This window comes from Flavobacterium davisii (genome assembly GCF_019565505.1).
In the GTDB taxonomy this organism is placed as follows: Bacteria; Bacteroidota; Bacteroidia; order Flavobacteriales; family Flavobacteriaceae; genus Flavobacterium; species Flavobacterium davisii.
Genome location: NZ_CP067378.1, coordinates 1,679,834 through 1,704,185, shown reverse-complemented (window position 1 = coordinate 1,704,185; position 24,352 = coordinate 1,679,834). Strand labels below are relative to the sequence as shown.

Below are 24,352 nucleotides of genomic sequence, written 5' to 3'. Positions count from 1 at the left end.
ATTGGCTCTTGCCTATTACCTATTGGCTTTTGGCTCTCCACTCTTGCCTCTTTTGAGCGTGTTATGTTGTTTACTTTATGTGATCCCTCCTTGGGTCGGGATGAACTGTCCAAGTTCAAAAGCAGAGAGAGAAAGGAACTAGCATCGCGAACAGTCTTTTGACCCATGACAAAATTTAGCTTTTATCTTTCTCTTTCTTCTGTTGAAATAAATTTATAAATATTCAAAGAACTTACCTATACAAACATAGGATGACAAGAGCGCCGAATAATTTTTTATAGTAAATAAATCACCATTCTGTTTGTCACTCTTCACTCTTCACTCTTCACTATTGTCTATTGCCTATTGCCTATTGCCTATTGGCTCTTGCCTATTACCTCTCCACTTTAGATTTGTGTGAAAATCGTTGCGCTATTTTTGCTAATTCTAGTTCTTGTTTTATATAGCACTAATAATCAATAAAATATGTTTTTTAAAAAATTTCTAAGACCTAATTTGAGTTTAACGCAGATTCCGCATTAGATTTCATGCGCGAGATGAAAGACAAAAAAGGACTTTAGAAGATATTAAGTTCAAGTCCTTTTGCCAAATATAAAAGCATACTTTCTCAATTTTCATTAGCTCTAACAACTTGTAATTTTTTCTAAAAACCAATAAAGAATGTTTTAAAAATAAAACATTCTCTTTTTTAATACCTAGTAAACAATGTAAATTCATGAAAAATCCTGCATTTTTACTTCAAACAAAACAAATCAACATCTAAAATTAAATATAAATAATTTTGTTTTTTTAAATAAATTTTGTTAAATTTGAGTCATATATGTTTCCATAAGTGGTTTTTATTGTTAAAAATAAATATATGAATGATACTTCAAGCACAAAATAATCTTTTCGCAATAGTTTTATACAAACTAGCGCTTATTCTCAAAATCATCTTTTGTAGTATTTCCTATGTCTATTTAAGACATACAATATCTTTTGTAATCTTTAAACTTTTATAACATGTCATTTAAAACTAAACTATCAGTAGCAGGAAAAGAGTACAACGTATTAAACGTAAATTACGGATTATTTCAAGAAACAGACGCAACAGGCAGACCTTCTACTGTTACCAGAGGAGGCAAAATCGAATTAACCATTGAAGGAACAGCAGACACTTCGTTCTTTGAATGGATGACCAACTCTTTTGAAAGAAAAGACGGAAGTGTAAAATTCTTAAAAAGAGATAGCGATGCTGTTTTAAAAGAATTAAAATTCTCAGAAGCTTATGTTGTAAAATTCAGAGAAAACTTCGACTCAACTGGTGTAAACCCATTAACCGAAACCTTTACTATTTCAGCTAGAAAAATTGAATTAGGATCAGGCGCTTACGAAAACGAATGGGTTTAATATATTAAAAAAGGGTGTCATAAAGACTATAATCATTTTTTTACTTTGTTAGTCCTCTCTTCTATTCCATTATGAAATCCCTATTAACAATAGGTTTATTACAAACAATTGAAAAATCATCGAACAGGAATGAAAAACAAATTCAAGACCAGATAAACACCGATGATTAAAAAGAGGAGATCATAAAGTACCAATAGCGAGATAAAAAATTAGAAAAGTAAATTATGTAATTATAAATCATTTGATTTTTCAGCTCATGAAAACAATAAATTCAGTATTAAATGATCGCTTTCTGACACCCTTTTTTTAAATAGCAGTTTACATCTACAGCCCGTTACAAGCAAAACTAAAATTAGAATCTCATTAAAAACATCTAATAAATATGAGTGAAAAAGTAGCTAGAGAGGCAGAAAAGATAGCCAATGACTCTGTTATAATGAACAGTTATAAAGATTTTTACGAAAACAAAGGCTATTTTTTAACAAAAAATGGAGAATTGGCTAATGCCAAAAGAAAACCTCTTCATTTTCCATCAACCCCTAATGGATTCAGTAAAAAATGGATGGATAGTTCTCGGTTTGTACTAACTCAAAGAAAATATTTACTCTTATTAGCTCAATTTGATAAAGACAGAAAAGTAACCGACGCCGATTATTACGCTTTAAAAAGAGCTTATGATAATTGGAAATCAGGATATTATGTTGTTTTTTACGGAGAAGATGCGAAATGGTCCTGTAATCTTTTTGTAGGGGAATCTTTATTTATGGCAGGTTACACCATCTTATCTAATGGCAAGTACTTATCTGCCAGACAAATATGGAATGGAGAAAAACTTAAACCCGTAAAAAAGAAAACGTGCAAATAGGCGATATAGCCGCTTTTGGAGGAACACATGTAGAAATTGTAACACAAGTTAGGAGAGGACAACTATTCGAAGACGACGAATTTTGCTCCAGAGGAGCAGGAAGAGGAGCCTCTGGTAATGGAACCGAAAAATGCGATGCCAGCAGCTGGGCCTCAAGTAGAGAAATAAACAATGATAACATTAAATTTTTTAGACCTTGAAATCCTATACATTATTATATCTCTTATTCTTTTTAGCCTAACAACTTGTAAACAAGAAAAAGCCTTGTATAAAGCAGTAGTTTATACAGATGTCGCCTTTTTGCAAAAAAAAGATTCTCTATTAGTTGATAGTATACAACAAGTAAAACAAAATGGTTTTATTAGAATATTTGAACAGGATTCAAAATCTTTTGAACAAGGCCTTCTTCTGAATGGAATGAAAGTAGGAAAATGGCAAAAATACTTCGATCCAATCAACCAAAATAATAAAAGCCAAGAATACCTTTACTCCAACAAAGGCAAGCTAATAAAAGCGAGAACATTTGACTCCAAAACGCAAAAAATAATAGAAGAACGAAATTATTTAAATGATAATTTAGTTGGTATTCAACAAGATTTTTACCCCATAGGATCGTTGCATATAAAATTTGAAACAGACCTAAACGGACATTTCATCAATCATTACATCGTTTTATCACAAGAAGGAAAAAAAATATACCAAACCTCTTTAGGACAAGAAGGAACAGGTTATATAAAATACTATGATCAAACAAACCACCTAATTTGGGAAGGACCATTTAAAAACAAAAAGAAAGAAGGTTGGCACTACCAATATCTAATAGATCATGAAGGAAAAACAACAGAAAAACAATCCGATTACTACAAAGAAGACAGCTTAATACAAACAAAAACAGAAATTTTTTAAAAACGTAACACTATGTCATTTTTAGCTAAATTAGAATTAGACGGCAATATGTACAACATTTTAGAATGCAAGTACAATTTTACCCAATCTATAGATAACACAGGTAAACCACAAGGAATGCCACAAGGAGGCGAAATATTTATTCGACTTGAAAGCACAGGCAATCCTGACTTTTTAGACTGGATGTTGGATCATAACAAAGCCAAAAACGGTAAAATAATATTTTATCGCCGAGATGCTATGAGCAAACTACAAGAATTACAATTTGAAAAAGGTTATTGTATTTTCTTTGAAGAACACTTTACTTCAGAAAGCACAGAACCATTACAAATAAGCATCCGAATTATTGCCAAAAATTTTGATGTAAATGGTGTATCACACGACAAAAAGTGGCGATAACTGATTTTTAAAAATCCTAAATAACATTTTAAACGCTAAAAACTAAGGATATGTCAATTAAAGATACGCATTCAAAAAATCCAATAAAAGAAGAATTAGACGGAGTTAAAACACAACTTGTTGAACAAATTAAACAAGAATCTACAGAAGTCATTACATCAGAAATAACACAAAAAACCACGGAATCATTATCTAATCCTGCACTCAATAAATTAGTTGAAAACAAAGACACCATAAAAAGCGCAGGACAGTATATAACCCGTCAAAAAACAAATGAAATGGAAGATCTTGATAATCAAAATAATAATGACGGTATCATAGGTCGTCTAAATCATCCTGATGATATAAAAAAATATTTTTCAAAAAAAACATTCCATGATTTTTTGAACGACAAAGACAGTCCCTTAGTTTATTGTACCCTAAATATAGAAGGAAAAGATTTTTTGGCCAAAAATAGTTATGTTGTAGAATTAAGACAAATGACCAATGATCATGACAGCTTTACAATCATAACACCCGATGATTCTTTAGATAGTTTTGAAGGATACGTAATGGAAAATTCCAAAAACATACTGGGAAAAAAATTAAGCATCCACTTTCATCGTTTTGGAAGTATTACCCAAACCTTTACAGGAATAATAGCCAACATTCGAAACAAAAAAGACGAAGGAGGAGGATATGGGAAACTCTATATTACAGGTTATTCTCCTAGTATCCTATTAGAAAACGGGAAAGACTGCCAAAGTTATGAAAACAAAAAACTAGATGAAATCATCAAACAAGCCCTAGCAGAATATAATGGCGAAGTAGCAATATCGACTAAAAACCTAAATACAGATTACATCATTCCTTATTGCGTACAATACAAAGAATCCGATTACCAATTCATTAAAAGATTGGCCCATAGATACGGTGAATATTTTTATTATGATGGTCAGCATTTGGTTTTTGGAAATGAAATAAAAGACACTGTAGAAATTGCTGAAAACATAGACCTAATAGATATAGAATTTGAAATGATGATTAAACCTCAACTATTCAAATACCTAGCATACGACAGTATTTCCGCCGAAGTAAAAGAAAGAGACGCAGACTCCTTGAAAAGCGATGTACAAAGAAAAGTAAACCCTTTTCAACAAGCAGCCATAGAAGCTTCTGAAAAAGTATTCAGAAAAAAATCCGAAATGCTTTTTAACGCCACTTCCCAACAAACCGTAGAAAAAGATTTAAGAGAAATGGCCCGTCGTCAGAAAGAAAGTAGAGAACACACCATGCAAGTAAGAGGCCGAAGTCGTGATCCCAAATTAAGAATGGGAGGCAAAGCCAAAATATCAGATATTAATGCAAAAGCCATGGAAACCTACCGTATTATCGAAATCTGCCATTATCATGACGGCAACGAATACTACAATGAATTTGTGGGCATACCCGATATCTTTATTTCCCCATTCTTTGATGAAGACGCTTTTCCTATTTGCGAAGAACAATCAGCCATCGTTATGCAAAACGACAACCCCCAAGGTATGATTAAAGTGCAATTTCCTTGGCAAAAGAAAAAAGGCTTAACAACCCCTTGGTTAAGAGTCGTAACCCCTTATGCAGGAAAAGGCAAAGGAATGCACATCATTCCCGAAGTTGGTGAAGAAGTGATTATAGGTTTTGACAATGGCAATGCCGAAAGACCCTTTGTATTAGGTGCTATGTTTAACGGAAAAGCCAGTGCTGGCAAAGGCGGTTCTGGCAATTATATTAAAGGTTTGCAAACAGCCAGCGGCAACAAACTCCACATGGATGATAATGCCGGCAGTGTACACCTTACCGACAAAGGCAGTGTTGAACTAAAATTTGATGGCGCTGGAAACGCCACCGTCAACGCAAACGAAAGCATTACATTTACCTGCGGAGGAACTGAAATTAAAATGACAAAAGACGGTACCATTGTAATTAGCGGCGATATAAAAGTAAAAATAGAGACAAAAGAAGCCGAGATAACCGGAACCACATCCGTTAAAACAAACAGCGAATCACTTATTGAAGAAAAAGCCCCTAAAATAGGAATTAATGGCGAAACAGAAGTAGCAATAGAGTCTACAACAGTTAACGTAAATGGTTCTGGGATGACCAATGTAAAAGGAGGAACCGTAAATCTGAACTAAGAAGATGCAAAGTAACGAACACAACCCCATTGCCGTTGGGATAAGCAAAATAGCCAAAATATGGGATAATACGCGAAAAAAAATCCCCAAGCAAGGCTATTTCAATTCCTATGCCATCAAGAAGATTTTATCTTAATTAACGGATTCATCCAAATAGAAGCATCTGCACACGGCAAAAGCCCCGATTCATTCCTTTTGTTTTCTATTCCATTTGAAAATGAAAACCAGTTTTTATATGACCTTCTAAAGGAGTGGATAACCGCGTTTGATAACGACCTAAAAAAATACCCTCAATGGAAATGGGAAGACTTTGAAGAACTAAAAAATCAATTTCATACCCTATCCCATAAAAACTCAAATGAACTAAAAAATCTTTTCATTCGACTACTTATAAGTTTTAAAAAATTCGAATCCAAAAAAGACAACCTCATCCTCCTAGGTCTGGTACCTAAAAAAGTATCCGATTATGATGATTTTAATCTTTTTATAAAAAGTCTAATGACCCCCATACTCCAAGATTATGGCATACTACTAATTGACTTTAAAGGAAAAGAAAAACATACAAAAACGGTAGAAAATCTCCAATCCCGAGCTGTCACTATGGATATTCCAGATCAAAATATGACACGTTCTTACAAAGAATTAGCCACCCAAGGAAACCCCAACGATCCACAGGTTAAATTCAGGAAATACCTTTTTGAATTAGGCGAAAGCGCCGCTAAAAAGACAAAGAACAAATACATTACTGGGGAAAACAAATGCTTTCTTTAACAAAATCTACAGCAGACCACTCCTTTTGGGCATCTGCTCACCTGATTTATGCGGGATTTTTATTTCAGTTTAAAGAAGAACCCCATATCCTCAGACTCTTAGACAAAGGCATTCTAATTGCTGAAAAAGAATACCCAAACCAACCAATATTAGCCGGCACACTCATACAACTCTATTCTTATAAAGCATCCTATTATAGCATGATAGGGAATACCGAAAAAGCCGTAGATAATTTTGTTAAACAAGCTCAAATAGCCGAAAAAGCACAGCTGATAGAACAAATGATTTTGGCCCATATTTACGCCCTACTACTCCTTAAAAATGATCGTAGCGCTGTATACCAAAAAATCATACAAAACAGTTTCGAAAAAGGATACCCTCTATCAGATGAATTATTAAAAGGGATCAATTTTGCATTTATTACAGAAAAATACCTTGCACTAAACAGTGCCAACATAACACCATCTGAAAAAAATCAGATTGAAGAAAGAATGCAATCCATTTACGGTCAAGAGTGGCGAGAATATGCCAAAAAAATAACCTCCTCTACTCAACCCATCTATGAAAACACATAAAAAAACACGTTTCGAGTATGTTATTAGCAGATAATCACTTTACCCCCATAATAGGTATAGACATCCATTTTACAACGATGCCGCCTTTCAATCCCTTTCATCCCTATATTGGAATAGTCATAGATCCGGCCGATTATATTCCTTTTATAGGAGCTACGGTACATGTTAATGGAATTAAAAGAGGCGTTTCAGACACCAGCGGTATCATTATTCCTTTAGTGCACATCCCTCTCTTTACCCCACCTTGGTTGATGACCCCGATCATTGGACACGAAAGCATGAACTTTTACGCCTCACAAAACGTATATGCAGACGGAACCCGACTAAGCCCCAAAGGATATGCCGTAATGACCTGTAATGATATAGGCATGCCCCTTTCTCTTAGTTTAGGAAAAACCAAAATAGGCAAAAAAATGCTTCCTTTTGCCCCCACTTTATTTGCCCCTACCTCTTTTTCTATCCCCATTCCTACAGGCCTCCCTGTTCTAGTGGGCGGACCTTATGTACCTGATTGGGGCGGTGCGTTAGCAGGCCTATTATCCAGCATTGGCTTTAGTACCTTAATGAAATACGGAAAAAAAGCATTCAACCATTTACTACAAAACGCTATAGGCCCCAACTGGCTTAGCAAACAACTTTGTAAAGCAGGTTTTGAACCCGTAAACCTTATTAACGGAGCCGTAATTTATGAAGGCACCGATTTTGAAATCAATCGCCAAACCCCATAAAATGGGAAAGAAAATGGTATTCTGACTCCGCCTTTAATGGCTGGTTAGGACACGGTGTACATTGTAATTACGACCGTTGTATAACGTTATTTCCAGAAGAAGAGGCTCTAGGTCTAAGACTAGAAGACGGCCGAATAGTCGCTTTTCCTTTATTAGAAGAGGGAGACGATTTTTATCTACGACAAGAAAAAATAACCCTAACCCGTTTTGAAAACCATTTCCAAGCTTTCGATCACACCTCCTTTACCACCTATATCTTTGATCATTACAACGGCTATAATGAATACCGTTTAACTCAAATTATAGACAGAGCAGGACTGACAACCCGATTGTACCTAAAAGGCAACCATCTTTTTATGATAGAAGACTGTGCGGGTAGAAAAATAAAAGCCTATACCGATTATTCAGGCCTAATTACACAACTTACACTCCTTCACGAAAAAGGAGAAGATACCTTAATAAGCTATTCTTACGATCAAGATCAAAACATGGTCAGCATTACAGATGCTTTACAAAAAAGCACCCAGATTAAATACGACCATCACCTTATGATCGAAAAAACCGATCGAAACGGACAGACCTTTTATTGGGAATACGACGGCAATAAAACAGGTGCAAAATGCACCCACACTTGGGGCGATGGCGGTTGGCAAGAAGGATGGATAGAATATTTTCCTGAAAAAGGATACAACCTCGTTACCGATGCTAACGGTGCCGTAACCACCTATTACTATGAACCCAACCAACTGGTAACCCAAGTTACCGATCCGCTCGGAAATAGCCATTTTACCGAATATACCGAGTATATGGAAGTCTATCGTGAAATAGACCCAGAAGGACACATGACCGGTTATACCTATGATGATTTTGGAAACAAAACCGCTGTTGTATACCCTGATACCAGCGTAGCACACTATATTTACGACAAAGAACAACGCCTGTCTATTGCCATAGATCCCCAAGGCAATCAAACAACCTATACCTACAAAAAAAAGCAAAAATACCTCCTTAACAGTATTATAGAACCCGATAACGGTATTACCCAGTTTGACTACAATGCCCAAGGACTCATTAGCGAAATATCAAAAGAAGGAAACCGATCTGTTTTAGAATATGATGCACAACACAATTTAATTTGTTTTATAGATCAAGAAAAAAATAAGACCCAATGGCGCTATAATCACCGTGGAGAAGTCCTTAGTGTTCAAAGTCCCGGTAAAAACCCACAAACATTTATATATGATGTACTAGGTCGAATAACCTCTATAAAAGGAGCAGACAACAACGTTACAACACTCCTTTACAACGGATATGATGAAATCATTGAAGCCAACGACCAACACCATAGTATAAAATTTGATTATACCCCTATGGGAAGTCTTAAAATGCGCGAAGAAAACAAAACCAAAGTATTTTTTGACTACGATAAAATGGAACAGTTGGTCAGCATTACCAACGAACACAACGAAAAATACCGTTTTACAAGAGACAAAGCAGGAAACATTACCCAAGAAGAAGGTTTTGATTTTTTAACCAGACGATACCAACGCAACGCAAACGGATGGGTAATACGTACCCAAAGACCCCATAACAACTGGACCGAATACCAATACGATGCGCTAGGACGCATTATACGAGCGCATCATAATGACGGAACTTGGGAAAGCTTTGCTTACAACAAACTAGGGCAACTCCTACAAGCCAAAAACCAAGATGTGAGCATTCTTTTAGAGCGTGATAAAATGGGACGGGTGATAAAGGAAACCCAAACCAGCGATTTTAAAGACGACCAAGGCTTTACGATCATTTCTGAATACGACCGAAACGGGAACCGTATCAAAATGACCTCTTCTTTAGGTGCCGATTTACAAAACACCTACAACAAAAAAGGACTTTTAGAAAAAATAACAGCCCAAACAAATACTCTAAAAGAAGCGCAAAAACAAGCTCAGGAAGCCCAACTAAAATACAATGCACTAGGGCAAGAAATAGAACGCAGTATAACAGGAGGCATAACCATAAGTAACCAGTATGATGCAGCAGGAAGACCCATTGCCCAAAAAGTACATCGGGGTCATAAAGACACCTACCACCGCCAATACATCTGGAATGCCAACCACCGATTACAACAAACCATTAATGCCCTTACAGGAGGACAAATACAGTACGTATACGACAGTTTTGGTAACCTTGCCTCTGCCCAATACGAAGACGGAAGTTATGACTACAAACTACCCGATGAAGTAGGCAACCTTTATAAGACCAAAGAACAAAAAGATCGGGTATACGGCAAAGGCGGCAAACTCCTAAAAGACCTCAACTGGTATTATGTATACGATGGAGAAGGAAACCTACGTTTAAAAAGCAAACGCAATGTAGCACACACACAAATACAAAAACGCCAAGAGGAAAAACAAAAACCCACTAAATTTTCTTTCTTTATAGAAGAAATTACAGAAGACAAGCCCAAACGAGGAGAGCTGGCCTATTATTTGCAAACAGACCGTATTTATACAGAAAAAGAAAAACAAGAATACACCCAACTAAAAGAAAAACAAGAACAACAAGAAATTGCCTACCAACAATGGCAACAAGGCGATTGGGAGTACAATTGGTATGGCAACGGGATGCTAAAAAGCGTTAAAAAACCCGATGGTACCGTCATTGGTATGGAATACGATGCTTTGGGTAGAAGAATAAAAAAGATTATTGGTAATGAAAAAACAAATCGTTACCTTTGGGATGGAAACGTTCTTTTGCATCAGTGGACCTACCAAAAAGGACAAGAAGCTCAAAGCTCTGTTAACGATCTAGGAGAAGTTTACCTTAGCCAAAAAGAAACCGTAGAGGATTTAGTTACTTGGATTTACCAAGAAAATAGCTTTGTTCCCTGTGCTAAAATACAAGCAGAAGAACAATTTAGTATTATTTCGGACTACCTAGGTAGACCCCTACAATCATATGACCAACAAGGTCGATTAGTTTGGCAAACTGACTACGATATTTATGGAAAACTTCGTAATTTTAACTCCCACATTGGACTAACTCCAGATTTTATCCCTTTTAGACAACTCGGGCAATACGAAGACCCCGAATTAGAAGGGCTTTACTATAATCGATTTCGATATTATGATGCGAGTACGGGACTGTATTTGAGTCAAGACCCGATTGGATTGGCGGGAAATAATCCGACGATGTATGGGTATGTGAAGGATTCTAATAAACTAGTTGATCCATTCGGGCTTAGTCCTGAGTACTTTCCCTTAGATAATTTAGGAAGACCTACAGGTGGATTTGCAGAAGTTACTCAATCAACATTAGGTACTGGTACATCTGCCTCTTCTTCAGTTAGTCCGCCGGGATGGTTAGGAGGAGAACATCCACACCATCAACAAAGAGGACATTTAATTTCTAATAATCACGGAGGTAGTGGGACTGATAAAAGAAATTTAGTAACAATAACTGATGGTACTAATCATCCAGGAATGACTAAATATGAAAATAAAATTACCAAACACGTGAAAGCAGGCAATACTGTTTTAGTTGAAGTTAAACCTCTTTATAATGGTGATGAATTAATACCACACAAAATAACTATTTTTGGTATAGATCAAAATGGGAAAGTAATAGTTGATGGAGAAGTAACTAACGGATTAAGACAAAAAACAGTATGCTGTTCATAAAATTATGCTAGAAAATAAATTTACTTTAAGCGTAACAAATGATTTGCCTAAAGAATTAGGTGATGCCAAAAAATTAGAATCCTTTCGTTTCATTAATGGGAAAGGTTTTCCCTCATCTTATAAAGATTTTGTTCTAAATTATGGATATGGTTTGACATTGGAGGAATTTCATATTTATATTCCTATGGGGGATTATGGAGATTCTATTTTTGTAAGATCAGAAGAGATAAAAGACACATATATAGAAGATGTATTAAATGATGATATTTGGTTTGATATTGAACCAGATGCTTCTATAGAAATTTTAAAAAATTTATATCCTTTTGCTTCAAGTGATAATGGATTATATCTATTTTGGGATATAAGCAACTTTAGTCAAAATGAAAATGAGTTTGATATTTATATAACTGATTTTAGAGGTATAGGTTTTAGAAAAGTTGGAAATAATTTATACGAGTGTTTTGAAAACCTAACCAGTAAAGATAAATTTAAAATGTATATTCCCTTTTCTTTGGAATCATTAAATAATACATTTAAAATATTGAATAAAATTGTAATTTAAAATCGTCCCGCTCCTCAAAGTCTCCTGACTTTGAGTATAAACAAAAATAAACCCTGCAATTGCGGGGTTTATTTTTGTATTAAGTAAAATGAAACATTATTTAGGGTCTGCTGAAAAATTCAAATCCTCTAAAAATCAGCAATTCGGAAGTTGAATTTTATTATTAGATGCAAGGTTTTTACACTATCCCCTTCAAAAACCTTGCATCTAACAATTTGTTTTTTGTGTTCTATCTTTTTTAAACTCCAATTTACAAGCTCTAAAAGAATTAATACTTATCAAAAATTAGTAAAATTGATTATTTTTAGTGAAAATGATACCAATTTGTGTTTGGTTAGTTTTTCAGCAGACCCTATTTAGAATAAGCTTGTCTTGTTTTAACATCTCTTAAAAAGGCATCTAAAATGGCAAAAATATGACTTTTGTTTTCTTCATCAAGAGTCTGTATATCATTAATTCGATTAACTGTTTGTTTATCAAAAGTCATTGTAGCATTTTCATCAATCAAGTAATCTAAAGTAACTTCAAAAACATCTGCTATCTTCTTTGCTGTCTCTACAGATGGCGAAGCCTCATTTCTTTCGTATTTTCCTATTGCTTCTCTAGAAGCACTTATTTGTTTAGCTAAATCAGTTTGAGAAAGACCTTTAACTTTCCTCAAAAGCGCTATTCTATCACCAATTTTTACCATAATTATATATCAAAGTGTACTATAATACAACAAAAAGCAAATATACTGGTATTTTGGTACGTAAAAAAATATAATAATTGTTTGCTATTAATGGATGATTGTATATATTTGTGTCTGATTATACACAATTAAAACTTTTCAACAATTTTCACAATGCAAATCTCTGACATAAAATCCCGCTTAAGTTTAAGCCAAGTATTAAGCTATTACAATTTACAGCCCAATAAAAATAAAATGTTGTGTTGTCCTTTCCATCAGGATAAAACCGCTTCTTTACAAGTCAATTTGCAAAAAGACTTTTACAAATGCCACGCTTGCGGGGCAAAAGGCGACCCAATCCAGTTTGTACAAGACTTTGAAAAACTATCCAAACACGATGCCTTAAAAAAATGCACCCAGTTAGCACAAGTCGCAGCACCACAAATTATACAACAAAGTAAAGTTATTAAAACAATGAGTCAAGAAAACCATATTCCCCCTTTGGGGGCTAGGGGGCTGTTCCTAGAAAAGTTATACGAAACCTTTGTAAAATCGGTATATATGAGTCAACCCGCCAAAGAGTATTTACATAGCCGTAATTTATCCAGCGTTTTAGAAACTAGAGGTTCAGTAGGTTTTAACTCGGGGCAGTTCCATCACGCTGGACGATTTGAAAATGAAGTAAATCCTGTTCTAGCAAAACAAGAAATGATACAAAATGCTTTAGAGGTAGGAATGTTAAGCCCTTTAAATAGAATAAACAATCAAACAGGCGAAGCCGTTACGTATCAAGTTTTTGGTAATAAATGTTTAGTCTTTCCACTGCGTAATGAAAAAGGAGAAATAGTCTCTTTTTATTTTCGCTCCATAGTTCCTTTGGGGGCGGAGGGGGCTAAACACTTTTATTTAAAAGGTAGAAACGGATTATACCCACATTATCCAAAACCCCAAACTAAAAAACTCATATTAACCGAAGCTCCTATCGATGCTTTAAGTATATTACAAATCATCAACGACCCTAACTCCCCCTTTGGGGGCTGGGGGCTCTTTCTTGTTACGGTACAAACGGACTTGCTCCAGAACATTTACAAGCCATCCAAAATTTAAAACACTTAGAAGAAGTAATTTTTTTCTTTGACGGAGACAAAGCAGGTCGCACGGCGACAGCGAAATATACTGAAGCTTTACAGGAATTAAACCCAAAACTCAAAATAACAAAAGTTGAAACCCCTGAAGGCGAAGACATCAACAGCCTTTTAGTAGCCTATGAAAAGGAAATCTTTACCGAGTTATTACAAACCAGAAAACCAATAGGCAGTAATGATAAGACATTAGTTGAAAAAATGAAGCAAGAAATAAAACCAACGTTGAACCTTAAACCTTTAAATATTGAACAAAAAATAAAACCCCTCGACTTTTTAAAAGAAGAAAACCTACTCCACAACATCAATGAATTACTAGGAAAAATAGGCATTGTAGGCGAACAAAACAACAGGCTTTTACAGTATGTAACGGCAACCACTTACAAGATGAATTACAACCTACACATCCTCTATCAAGGAAGTTCGGGAAGTGGCAAAACCCACACCATCAAACAAATTGCATCGCTCATACCTCCTGAAGATGTCATTTACTTAACTAGGGTTACAGAAAGCAGTTTGTACAATTATAAAAACGGAGAGTTTATGTATAAACTCGTCGTTTTTGAGGATATGGACGGATTAAAAGAAGAAGCCCTTATGGCGGTGCGTGAAATGATCTCTAATAAAAAATTATCCTCTTCGACTTCTATCAAAGACAAAAAAGGCAATGCAGACGGTAAAATAAAAGAGGTAGAAGTATCTTTTGCCAGTTTATCAGCCACCACTAAAGGCGAACTCTACGAGGATAATATGAGTAGAATTATAGTACTTTCTGTAGATGAATCAAAGGAGCAAACCAAACGAATCATTGAGTATAAAAACAAAGTCTATCAGGGCCAAATCAACAAACAGGAACAGGAACAAACTCGGTTTTTTTTAAGAGAATGTATAAAATTATTACAAGTCTATGAAGTCATAAACCCTTATGCAAACCTTGTGGAACTGCCCGAGAACGTACACAAACCCACTCGAATGCACGATATCGTTATGGGAGTCATTAATCAAATTGTACTGCTCAATCAATACCAACGAAACAAAACCCCACAAGGGCAATTAATCGCAGAAAAAGAGGATGTTATAAACGGTTTATTATTAATGAAAGACAGTATTATTTTAAAAATGGATGAACTCGAGGGGAAAGTAAGAACCTTTTACGAATCCTTAAAAAAGTTTGTTGAAAAAAAGGCTAAAAAGGAAGATAAGAAAAGAGAAGATGTAAAATTTACACGTTTTGACATTAAAGATCATTATACATTAAGCAAAGCACAAATAAACAGGTATTTAACCGATTTAGTTTCTTGCGAATATTTATCAAAATTAGGTAAAATGGGCAAAGGCAATCAATACAAAATAGCCCATTGGGACAACTTCAAAACCCTAACAGAAGAACAATTACAAATAATGTTAGATAAGTTAAAAGAAGAATAAAATGAGTCTAAAGTGAGCCTAGAATACACCTATAATGAGCCGATAAAAAAACGTAAAACATTGTAAAACAGCCAATAAAAGCATTCGGCGCATAATTTTCAAAAACAGTGTAGGACAATGGAACATAAAGCATCATACAAAGTAGAATTACTAACATTAGGATACAGTTCTTTAGCCATTGATAATCGTCTAAGATGTATTACTAATTTCTTAAATCTCTTAAAAAAACCAGCAGGTTTAGTTAAAACAAAAGACATTGATTATTATATAAAATATACAATTGATAAAAAGTTACATAGTAATTCTATACACAACTATTTTACCATTATCGATCAATATTTTGTCTTTTTAGAACAAAGAGGGGTAATCAAAAAAAATCCTTTTAATGCCTATAGCTTACAAATCAAAAAGGATCCCAAAAACATACGAGAGATACTATCCCAACAAGAAATTAAAGAACTCTATAAACTAGCCAATACAAAAGAAAAAAATTATTTTACATCTTTGTTATGCTTGTGGACTTAGAGCCTTTGAAATGGAAAAAATAACCCCCAAGGATATTAATCTAATTCAAAAAAATATTATTGTTACTAACGGCAAAAACAACAAACGTAGAGTCATTCCTTTAAGCAATACTACTTACCAAGATTTAAAACAGTATCTAATCAATACCTCTTGCTCTAACAATAAACCTTTTTTATCTAACTCTGCTGGCACTCCATTAAAGCGATACACCGCATTAAAAATGATCCAAAAACTAGGTAAAAAAGCACGTATCACTAAAAAAATAACATTACACGGATTAAGGCATTCTATTGCAACTCATTTAATAGAAAATGGACTCTCTTTAGAACAGGTACAACTCTTCTTAGGTCATCAACAAATCGAGACTACCACGCTTTATACCCGAATAAAACAACAACAACTAAAACAGATTATTTCTTTATAATCTTTTATAAACTCTTTTATAAACTAAAACTGTTAAATTATGAAAAACAACTCGAAATTAGAACTTTGCATCATCAAAAACCTCACCTACTATGAGCTAAAAACCATGGAAATAGAACTAAAAATAATACGTCTCAAACTAAAAGAAAGAGGAATGAATCCTAAAGGAATTAATCAAAAAATAACCTTTTTACAAAATAAGATCAGCTCATTACATCACCAAAACTATGAACTTTTCCAACTGCTTTATAATCTTAAAAAAACAGCTCAATCAAAGAATTAGCCATTATTGATAAAAAATACTATTCTATAAAGAAAACACTCTAATTTCTAATCTTATGACCTTAGAAGACTATTTAAAAAAAAATTATGGTTCTTATAATTATCTTAGTATATTATATCGGATAACCCAATATCAAAAACACATTATAGAACATAAAAAGGCAGACTTAAAACACGTTTTAAAATTTATTAAAATACTACGTGATCTAAACAAAACCCCAAGTAATATTGCTACTTATCTATATGCCATTAAAATCTATTACAATTACTTACAACTAATTAATATAAGAAAAGATCATCCTTGTAAAAGTTTAAAACTAAAAGATAAAATAGATAAAAAGGTAAAAATAGATCAATTATACACTCAACAAGAATTAGAAAATTTTTTAGAGAAAACACCTGATCAAAAAAAGTTAATGGTTAGTCTTTTTATTTATCAAGCCATAACTGTAGCTGAACTTATTGATTTAAAACCCTCTCAAATTAATATACAAAAAGCGGAAATACATTTAAACAACAGAGTTTTACCTCTACTGGCTCAACAAATTTATCTATACCTAGAACACATTCAAAATAAAAAAATTAAAGAACACGATTTGCTTTTCACCAACCTAAGAGGAAAACCACTCAAAATCTCTAAAGTCAATCTATACATTAATCAAAACAGACCAAAAGAGCAGTGTATAACTCCAACTAAATTAAGGCAGAGTTTAATTAAAAATCTTTTACTAAAAAATGATCTTAGAGTTGTACAGGTATTTGCGGGGCATAAAAAAAGTATCACTACCCAACAATATAGAACTTCTGATTTTGAAGAATTAAAAAATAAAATCAATCTTTTACACCCTTTTCAATAACTACATTTAAAGGCAAACAACGATCATTTTAGTTCGTTGTTTTTCTATTACATATTACCATTACCTATAAAGTCTAATACAAGCAATCAATCAAGCGGTCTCCCTCCGGTCGTTCTCTTTGTTGCGCTGGGCTGTTCCAGTCGGCTGAAAAAGCCTCCGTTCCACAGACCACTCGCAAACATAAAAAGAGCAGCCAAGAAAAAAGGCAGCTCTTTTTTTGTTGGCTTCGTTCCCAGTCTTCACACGTTCACTTCCATCGCTTGTCGGGGCTACTACATCTGCAAGAGAGCAAAAACTCCGCAGGCTACGTTTTGCACTCTTTGCATCTGTCGCCCCTTGCTTTTTGGCGGTTGCTTTCTCTACTCTCAGTACGCCCTGCAAGGTGTAGCAAAGCTACTAGTTAATAGATTTGCTACACAGAGTTCCGCTAACAGGGCTATGCTTTCAGCACACTGCGCCACATTGCTCCTTGTCGTGCCTCCTTGTCCGCATCCCCTGTCGCAGGCTTCGGTACATTGCCGCAACACCGCCACTTCGCTCCTCGGGAAGTAAAACGGCTTTTTATACCACTAAGTGCCTAACGCCTTTTTTACTTCCCTGCGGTGCTTGGGGGTGTTAATCTAGAAGCCTAGTACTACTGCGCAAGCTCCGTAGTGCTTCTTTTTTAAAACGATTGCTTTTATAAAATCAATCGTTCCAAATGAAAGTTAATCCTCTAGCAATCGTTTAAAAAAATAAGCTTCACATCACTAAAGTAACAACTCACTAAGGGCAAACACTCAAAGTTTGTTTCCTACTTGCCTTTCTTCATTGATAAAAAAGAATCAAAATTTTTTTCACATGAAATAAAAATTAGATTATTTTTGAAACTATGAAACTGCTAAAACTACTGATACTGGTATTGTTGATCTCTTGGAACTCGTACCCAAAAGGGCAAAAGGCGTGTCTGTCGATGGCTCAAAAGGGTGTTGTAGAGGGGCAAAAAGTGGTACAGAGTTATCTTTGGGATGGAAACGTTCTTTTGCATCAGTGGACCTACCAAAAAGGACAAGAAGCTCAAAGCTCTGTTAACGATCTAGGAGAAGTTTACCTTAGCCAAAAAGAAACCGTAGAGGATTTAGTTACTTGGATTTACCAAGAAAATAGCTTTGTTCCCTGTGCTAAAATACAAGCAGAAGAACAATTTAGTATTATTTCGGACTACCTAGGTAGACCCCTACAATCATATGACCAACAAGGTCGATTAGTTTGGCAAACTGACTACGATATTTATGGAAAACTTCGTAATTTTAACTCCCACATTGGACTAACTCCAGATTTTATCCCTTTTAGACAACTCGGGCAATACGAAGACCCCGAATTAGAAGGGCTTTACTATAATCGATTTCGATATTATGATGCGAGTACGGGACTGTATTTGAGTCAAGACCCGATTGGATTGGCGGGAAATAATCCGACGATGTATGGGTATGTGAAGGATTCTAATAAACTAGTTGATCCATTCGGGCTTAGTCCTGAGTACTTTCCCTTAGATAATTTAGGAAGACCTACAGGTGGATTTGCAGAAGTTACTCAATCAACATTAGGTACTGGTACATCTGCCTCTTCTTCAGTTAGTCCGCCGGGATGGTTAGGAGGAGAACATCCACACCATCAACAAAGAGGACATTTAATTTCTAATAATCACGGAGGTAGTGGGACTGATAAAAGAAATTTAGTAACAATAACTGATGGTACTAATCATCCAGGAATGACTAAATATGAAAATAAAATTACCAAACACGTGAAAGCAGGCAATACTGTTTTAGTTGAAGTTAAACCTCTTTATAATGGTGATGAATTAATACCACACAAAATAACTATTTTTGGTATAGATCAAAATGGGAAAGTAATAGTTGATGGAGAAGTAACTAACGGATTAAGACAAAAAACAGTATGCTGTTCATAAAATTATGCTAGAAAATAAATTTACTTTAAGCGTAACAAATGATTTGCCTAAAGAATTAGGTGATGCCAAAAAATTAGAATCCTTTCGTTTCATTAATGGGAAAGGTTTTCCCTCATCTTATAAAGATTTTGTTCTAAATTATGGATATGGTTTGACATTGGAGGAATTTCATATTTATATTCCTATGGGGGATTATGGAGATTCTATTTTTGTAAGATCAGAAGAGATAAAAGACACATATATAGAAGATGTATTAAATGATGATATTTGGTTTGATATTGAACCAGATGCTTCTATAGAAATTTTAAAAAATTTATATCCTTTTGCTTCAAGTGATAATGGATTATATCTATTTTGGGATATAAGCAACTTTAGTCAAAATGAAAATGAGTTTGATATTTATATAACTGATTTTAGAGGTATAGGTTTTAGAAAAGTTGGAAATAATTTATACGAGTGTTTTGAAAACCTAACCAGTAAAGATAAATTTAAAATGTATATTCCCTTTTCTTTGGAATCATTAAATAATACATTTAAAATATTGAATAAAATTGTAATTTAAAATCGTCCCGCTCCTCAAAGTCTCCTGACTTTGAGTATAAACAAAAATAAACCCTGCAATTGCGGGGTTTATTTTTGTATTAAGTAAAATGAAACATTATTTAGGGTCTGCTGAAAAATTCAAATCCTCTAAAAATCAGCAATTCGGAAGTTGAATTTTATTATTAGATGCAAGGTTTTTACACTATCCCCTTCAAAAACCTTGCATCTAACAATTTGTTTTTTGTGTTCTATCTTTTTTAAACTCCAATTTACAAGCTCTAAAAGAATTAATACTTATCAAAAATTAGTAAAATTGATTATTTTTAGTGAAAATGATACCAATTTGTGTTTGGTTAGTTTTTCAGCAGACCCTATTTAGAATAAGCTTGTCTTGTTTTAACATCTCTTAAAAAGGCATCTAAAATGGCAAAAATATGACTTTTGTTTTCTTCATCAAGAGTCTGTATATCATTAATTCGATTAACTGTTTGTTTATCAAAAGTCATTGTAGCATTTTCATCAATCAAGTAATCTAAAGTAACTTCAAAAACATCTGCTATCTTCTTTGCTGTCTCTACAGATGGCGAAGCCTCATTTCTTTCGTATTTTCCTATTGCTTCTCTAGAAGCACTTATTTGTTTAGCTAAATCAGTTTGAGAAAGACCTTTAACTTTCCTCAAAAGCGCTATTCTATCACCAATTTTTACCATAATTATATATCAAAGTGTACTATAATACAACAAAAAGCAAATATACTGGTATTTTGGTACGTAAAAAAATATAATAATTGTTTGCTATTAATGGATGATTGTATATATTTGTGTCTGATTATACACAATTAAAACTTTTCAACAATTTTCACAATGCAAATCTCTGACATAAAATCCCGCTTAAGTTTAAGCCAAGTATTAAGCTATTACAATTTACAGCCCAATAAAAATAAAATGTTGTGTTGTCCTTTCCATCAGGATAAAACCGCTTCTTTACAAGTCAATTTGCAAAAAGACTTTTACAAATGCCACGCTTGCGGGGCAAAAGGCGACCCAATCCAGTTTGTACAAGACTTTGAAAAACTATCCAAACACGATGCCTTAAAAAAATGCACCCAGTTAGCACAAGTCGCAGCACCACAAATTATACAACAAAGTAAAGTTATTAAAACAATGAGTCAAGAAAACCATATTCCCCCTTTGGGGGCTAGGGGGCTGTTCCTAGAAAAGTTATACGAAACCTTTGTAAAATCGGTATATATGAGTCAACCCGCCAAAGAGTATTTACATAGCCGTAATTTATCCAGCGTTTTAGAAACTAGAGGTTCAGTAGGTTTTAACTCGGGGCAGTTCCATCACGCTGGACGATTTGAAAATGAAGTAAATCCTGTTCTAGCAAAACAAGAAATGATACAAAATGCTTTAGAGGTAGGAATGTTAAGCCCTTTAAATAGAATAAACAATCAAACAGGCGAAGCCGTTACGTATCAAGTTTTTGGTAATAAATGTTTAGTCTTTCCACTGCGTAATGAAAAAGGAGAAATAGTCTCTTTTTATTTTCGCTCCATAGTTCCTTTGGGGGCGGAGGGGGCTAAACACTTTTATTTAAAAGGTAGAAACGGATTATACCCACATTATCCAAAACCCCAAACTAAAAAACTCATATTAACCGAAGCTCCTATCGATGCTTTAAGTATATTACAAATCATCAACGACCCTAACTCCCCCTTTGGGGGCTGGGGGCTCTTTCTTGTTACGGTACAAACGGACTTGCTCCAGAACATTTACAAGCCATCCAAAATTTAAAACACTTAGAAGAAGTAATTTTTTTCTTTGACGGAGACAAAGCAGGTCGCACGGCGACAGCGAAATATACTGAAGCTTTACAGGAATTAAACCCAAAACTCAAAATAACAAAAGTTGAAACCCCTGAAGGCGAAGACATCAACAGCCTTTTAGTAGCCTATGAAAAGGAAATCTTTACCGAGTTATTACAAACCAGAAAACCAATAGGCAGTAATGATAAGACATTAGTTGAAAAAATGAAGCAAGAAATAAAACCAACGTTGAACCTTAAACCTTTAAATATTGAACAAAAAATAAAACCCCTCGACTTTTTAAAAGAAGAAAACCTACTCCACAACATCAATGAATTACTAGGAAAAATAGGCATTGTAGGCGAACAAAACAACAGGCTTTTACAGTATGTAACGGCAACCACTTACAAGATGAATTACAACCTACACATCCTCTATCAAGGAAGTTCGGGAAGTGGCAAAACCCACACCATCAAACAAATTGCATCGCTCATACCTCCTGAAGATGTCATTTACTTAACTAGGGTTACAGAAAGCAGTTTGTACAATTATAAAAACGGAGAGTTTATGTATAAACTCGTCGTTTTTGAGGATATGGACGGATTAAAAGAAGAAGCCCTTATGGCGGTGCGTGAAATGATCTCTAATAAAAAATTATCCTCTTCGACTTCTATCAAAGACAAAAAAGGCAATGCAGACGGTAAAATAAAAGAGGTAGAAGTATCTTTTGCCAGTTTATCAGCCACCACTAAAGGCGAACTCTACGAGGATAATATGAGTAGAATTATAGTACTTTCTGTAGATGAATCAAAGGAGCAAACCAAACGAATCATTGAGTATAAAAACAAAGTCTATCAGGGCCAAATCAACAAACAGGAACAGGAACAAACTCGGTTTTTTTTAAGAGAATGTATAAAATTATTACAAGTCTATGAAGTCATAAACCCTTATGCAAACCTTGTGGAACTGCCCGAGAACGTACACAAACCCACTCGAATGCACGATATCGTTATGGGAGTCATTAATCAAATTGTACTGCTCAATCAATACCAACGAAACAAAACCCCACAAGGGCAATTAATCGCAGAAAAAGAGGATGTTATAAACGGTTTATTATTAATGAAAGACAGTATTATTTTAAAAATGGATGAACTCGAGGGGAAAGTAAGAACCTTTTACGAATCCTTAAAAAGTTTGTTGAAAAAAAGGCTAAAAAGGAAGATAAGAAAAGAGAAGATGTAAAATTTACACGTTTTGACATTAAAGATCATTATACATTAAGCAAAGCACAAATAAACAGGTATTTAACCGATTTAGTTTCTTGCGAATATTTATCAAAATTAGGTAAAATGGGCAAAGGCAATCAATACAAAATAGCCCATTGGGACAACTTCAAAACCCTAACAGAAGAACAATTACAAATAATGTTAGATAAGTTAAAAGAAGAATAAAATGAGTCTAAAGTGAGCCTAGAATACACCTATAATGAGCCGATAAAAAAACGTAAAACATTGTAAAACAGCCAATAAAAGCATTCGGCGCATAATTTTCAAAAACAGTGTAGGACAATGGAACATAAAGCATCATACAAAGTAGAATTACTAACATTAGGATACAGTTCTTTAGCCATTGATAATCGTCTAAGATGTATTACTAATTTCTTAAATCTCTTAAAAAAACCAGCAGGTTTAGTTAAAACAAAAGACATTGATTATTATATAAAATATACAATTGATAAAAAGTTACATAGTAATTCTATACACAACTATTTTACCATTATCGATCAATATTTTGTCTTTTTAGAACAAAGAGGGGTAATCAAAAAAATCCTTTTAATGCCTATAGCTTACAAATCAAAAAGGATCCCAAAAACATACGAGAGATACTATCCCAACAAGAAATTAAAGAACTCTATAAACTAGCCAATACAAAAGAAAAAATTATTTTACATCTTTGTTATGCTTGTGGACTTAGAGCCTTTGAAATGGAAAAAATAACCCCCAAGGATATTAATCTAATTCAAAAAAATATTATTGTTACTAACGGCAAAAACAACAAACGTAGAGTCATTCCTTTAAGCAATACTACTTACCAAGATTTAAAACAGTATCTAATCAATACCTCTTGCTCTAACAATAAACCTTTTTTATCTAACTCTGCTGGCACTCCATTAAAGCGATACACCGCATTAAAAATGATCCAAAAACTAGGTAAAAAAGCACGTATCACTAAAAAAATAACATTACACGGATTAAGGCATTCTATTGCAACTCATTTAATAGAAAATGGACTCTCTTTAGAACAGGTACAACTCTTCTTAGGTCATCAACAAATCGAGACTACCACGCTTTATACCCGAATAAAACAACAACAACTAAAACAGATTATTTCTTTATAATCTTTTATAAACTCTTTTATAAACTAAAACTGTTAAATTATGAAAAACAACTCGAAATTAGAACTTTGCATCATCAAAAACCTCACCTACTATGAGCTAAAAACCATGGAAATAGAACTAAAAATAATACGTCTCAAACTAAAAGAAAGAGGAATGAATCCTAAAGGAATTAATCAAAAAATAACCTTTTTACAAAATAAGATCAGCTCATTACATCACCAAAACTATGAACTTTTCCAACTGCTTTATAATCTTAAAAAAACAGCTCAATCAAAGAATTAGCCATTATTGATAA

General features: G+C 34.1%; 26 protein-coding genes and 3 pseudogenes. 27 read left to right on the top strand and 2 right to left on the bottom strand.

From position 1 onward, the window contains the following. Positions 1-1,002 precede the first annotated feature (1,002 nt). The 12 genes and pseudogenes from tssD (JJC05_RS08265) to JJC05_RS08210 all read left to right on the top strand — a co-directional run bounded on the left by tssD (JJC05_RS08265) (position 1,003) and on the right by JJC05_RS08210 (position 12,034). Positions 1,003-1,389 (top strand): type VI secretion system tube protein TssD, encoded by a 387-nt coding sequence (gene tssD / locus JJC05_RS08265; protein WP_105195153.1) that lies wholly within the window; start codon positions 1,003-1,005, stop codon positions 1,387-1,389. 382 nt (positions 1,390-1,771) lie between these two features. Next, positions 1,772-2,254: a hypothetical protein gene (locus tag JJC05_RS08260; protein ID WP_235878769.1), complete on the top strand. Its 483-nt coding sequence runs from the start codon at positions 1,772-1,774 to the stop codon at positions 2,252-2,254. Beyond that, positions 2,245-2,454, top strand: coding sequence for a hypothetical protein (locus tag JJC05_RS08255; RefSeq protein ID WP_235878768.1), 210 nt, complete (start codon positions 2,245-2,247; stop codon positions 2,452-2,454). Before JJC05_RS08260 ends, JJC05_RS08255 begins: the two co-directional genes overlap by 10 nt. Continuing rightward, positions 2,426-3,160 (top strand): hypothetical protein, encoded by a 735-nt coding sequence (locus tag JJC05_RS08250; RefSeq protein WP_235878767.1) that lies wholly within the window; start codon positions 2,426-2,428, stop codon positions 3,158-3,160. Before JJC05_RS08255 ends, JJC05_RS08250 begins: the two co-directional genes overlap by 29 nt. Before the next feature lie 12 nt (positions 3,161-3,172). Then, positions 3,173-3,559: a type VI secretion system tube protein TssD gene (gene tssD, locus JJC05_RS08245; RefSeq protein ID WP_088393305.1), complete on the top strand. Its 387-nt coding sequence runs from the start codon at positions 3,173-3,175 to the stop codon at positions 3,557-3,559. 50 nt (positions 3,560-3,609) lie between these two features. Then, the gene (locus JJC05_RS08240) at positions 3,610-5,715 is read left to right on the top strand and encodes a type VI secretion system Vgr family protein (RefSeq protein WP_105195156.1); all 2,106 of its coding nucleotides are present in this window, start codon (positions 3,610-3,612) and stop codon (positions 5,713-5,715) included. Positions 5,716-5,910: 195 nt separating this feature from the next. After that, positions 5,911-6,486 (top strand): hypothetical protein, encoded by a 576-nt coding sequence (locus JJC05_RS08235; RefSeq protein WP_235878766.1) that lies wholly within the window; start codon positions 5,911-5,913, stop codon positions 6,484-6,486. Continuing rightward, the gene (locus tag JJC05_RS08230) at positions 6,474-7,061 is read left to right on the top strand and encodes a hypothetical protein (protein ID WP_235878764.1); all 588 of its coding nucleotides are present in this window, start codon (positions 6,474-6,476) and stop codon (positions 7,059-7,061) included. Before JJC05_RS08235 ends, JJC05_RS08230 begins: the two co-directional genes overlap by 13 nt. Positions 7,062-7,078: 17 nt before the next feature. Next, entirely contained in the window at positions 7,079-7,789 is a 711-nt protein-coding gene (locus JJC05_RS08225) for a hypothetical protein (protein ID WP_235878763.1), read from the top strand. Next, positions 7,786-7,875: pseudogene (locus JJC05_RS17090) on the top strand (DUF6531 domain-containing protein); the annotation flags it as partial. The gene JJC05_RS08225 and the pseudogene JJC05_RS17090, both read left to right, overlap by 4 nt. Positions 7,876-8,145: 270 nt before the next feature. Next, positions 8,146-11,472 (top strand): DNA/RNA non-specific endonuclease, encoded by a 3,327-nt coding sequence (locus JJC05_RS08215; protein ID WP_235878761.1) that lies wholly within the window; start codon positions 8,146-8,148, stop codon positions 11,470-11,472. A 4-nt stretch (positions 11,473-11,476) separates the two neighbouring features. Next, positions 11,477-12,034 (top strand): SMI1/KNR4 family protein, encoded by a 558-nt coding sequence (locus tag JJC05_RS08210; RefSeq protein ID WP_235878751.1) that lies wholly within the window; start codon positions 11,477-11,479, stop codon positions 12,032-12,034. A 352-nt stretch (positions 12,035-12,386) separates the two neighbouring features. Here the strand turns inward: JJC05_RS08210 and JJC05_RS08205 are convergent, their stop codons facing one another. Then, positions 12,387-12,725, bottom strand: a complete 339-nt coding sequence (locus JJC05_RS08205) for a helix-turn-helix domain-containing protein (protein ID WP_235878759.1) — start codon at positions 12,723-12,725, stop codon at positions 12,387-12,389. A gap of 153 nt (positions 12,726-12,878) precedes the next feature. On the opposite strand from JJC05_RS08205, the gene JJC05_RS08200 reads away from it, so the two are divergent. The 9 genes and pseudogenes from JJC05_RS08200 (at position 12,879) to JJC05_RS08165 (ending at position 19,871) form a co-directional block, all read left to right on the top strand. Continuing rightward, positions 12,879-13,811: a CHC2 zinc finger domain-containing protein gene (locus JJC05_RS08200; protein ID WP_235878747.1), complete on the top strand. Its 933-nt coding sequence runs from the start codon at positions 12,879-12,881 to the stop codon at positions 13,809-13,811. Next, positions 13,742-13,903 (top strand): annotated as a pseudogene (locus JJC05_RS18805) (toprim domain-containing protein); the annotation flags it as partial. The gene JJC05_RS08200 and the pseudogene JJC05_RS18805, both read left to right, overlap by 70 nt. Positions 13,904-14,047: 144 nt before the next feature. Further along, entirely contained in the window at positions 14,048-15,274 is a 1,227-nt protein-coding gene (locus JJC05_RS08195; protein WP_258929639.1) for an MTBMA_p00010-related P-loop-containing protein, read from the top strand. Positions 15,275-15,391: 117 nt separating this feature from the next. Further along, positions 15,392-15,799, top strand: a complete 408-nt coding sequence (locus JJC05_RS08190; protein WP_235878745.1) for a phage integrase N-terminal SAM-like domain-containing protein — start codon at positions 15,392-15,394, stop codon at positions 15,797-15,799. Between the two features lie 10 nt (positions 15,800-15,809). Next, entirely contained in the window at positions 15,810-16,223 is a 414-nt protein-coding gene (locus JJC05_RS08185) for a tyrosine-type recombinase/integrase (protein ID WP_235878755.1), read from the top strand. A gap of 39 nt (positions 16,224-16,262) precedes the next feature. Then, positions 16,263-16,505 (top strand): hypothetical protein, encoded by a 243-nt coding sequence (locus tag JJC05_RS08180; protein ID WP_107317467.1) that lies wholly within the window; start codon positions 16,263-16,265, stop codon positions 16,503-16,505. A gap of 55 nt (positions 16,506-16,560) precedes the next feature. Then, a complete protein-coding gene (locus JJC05_RS08175; RefSeq protein WP_107317466.1) occupies positions 16,561-17,361 on the top strand; it encodes a tyrosine-type recombinase/integrase in 801 nt (266 codons plus the stop codon). A gap of 952 nt (positions 17,362-18,313) precedes the next feature. Next, on the top strand, positions 18,314-19,309 hold the full coding sequence (locus JJC05_RS08170; protein ID WP_235878753.1) for an RHS repeat domain-containing protein: 996 nt from the start codon (positions 18,314-18,316) through the stop codon (positions 19,307-19,309). 4 nt (positions 19,310-19,313) lie between these two features. Further along, positions 19,314-19,871, top strand: a complete 558-nt coding sequence (locus JJC05_RS08165) for an SMI1/KNR4 family protein (protein ID WP_235878751.1) — start codon at positions 19,314-19,316, stop codon at positions 19,869-19,871. A 352-nt stretch (positions 19,872-20,223) separates the two neighbouring features. Here JJC05_RS08165 and JJC05_RS08160 read toward each other — a convergent pair whose 3' ends face one another. Next, positions 20,224-20,562: a helix-turn-helix domain-containing protein gene (locus JJC05_RS08160; protein ID WP_235878759.1), complete on the bottom strand. Its 339-nt coding sequence runs from the start codon at positions 20,560-20,562 to the stop codon at positions 20,224-20,226. A 153-nt stretch (positions 20,563-20,715) separates the two neighbouring features. Between JJC05_RS08160 and JJC05_RS08155 the strand changes: the two genes are divergently transcribed. The 6 genes and pseudogenes from JJC05_RS08155 to JJC05_RS08135 all read left to right on the top strand — a co-directional run bounded on the left by JJC05_RS08155 (position 20,716) and on the right by JJC05_RS08135 (position 24,339). Further along, positions 20,716-21,648 (top strand): CHC2 zinc finger domain-containing protein, encoded by a 933-nt coding sequence (locus tag JJC05_RS08155; RefSeq protein ID WP_235878747.1) that lies wholly within the window; start codon positions 20,716-20,718, stop codon positions 21,646-21,648. Further along, positions 21,579-21,740 (top strand): annotated as a pseudogene (locus tag JJC05_RS18800) (toprim domain-containing protein); the annotation flags it as partial. The gene JJC05_RS08155 and the pseudogene JJC05_RS18800, both read left to right, overlap by 70 nt. A gap of 144 nt (positions 21,741-21,884) precedes the next feature. Next, the gene (locus tag JJC05_RS08150; protein WP_258929640.1) at positions 21,885-22,901 is read left to right on the top strand and encodes an MTBMA_p00010-related P-loop-containing protein; all 1,017 of its coding nucleotides are present in this window, start codon (positions 21,885-21,887) and stop codon (positions 22,899-22,901) included. Positions 22,902-23,227: 326 nt separating this feature from the next. Further along, positions 23,228-23,581: a phage integrase N-terminal SAM-like domain-containing protein gene (locus JJC05_RS08145; RefSeq protein WP_235878757.1), complete on the top strand. Its 354-nt coding sequence runs from the start codon at positions 23,228-23,230 to the stop codon at positions 23,579-23,581. Next, positions 23,512-24,057, top strand: coding sequence for a tyrosine-type recombinase/integrase (locus JJC05_RS08140; protein ID WP_309597473.1), 546 nt, complete (start codon positions 23,512-23,514; stop codon positions 24,055-24,057). The genes JJC05_RS08145 and JJC05_RS08140 overlap by 70 nt, the downstream gene beginning before the upstream one ends. Positions 24,058-24,096: 39 nt before the next feature. Further along, positions 24,097-24,339: a hypothetical protein gene (locus tag JJC05_RS08135; protein ID WP_107317467.1), complete on the top strand. Its 243-nt coding sequence runs from the start codon at positions 24,097-24,099 to the stop codon at positions 24,337-24,339. The last annotated feature ends 13 nt before the right edge of the window (positions 24,340-24,352 follow it).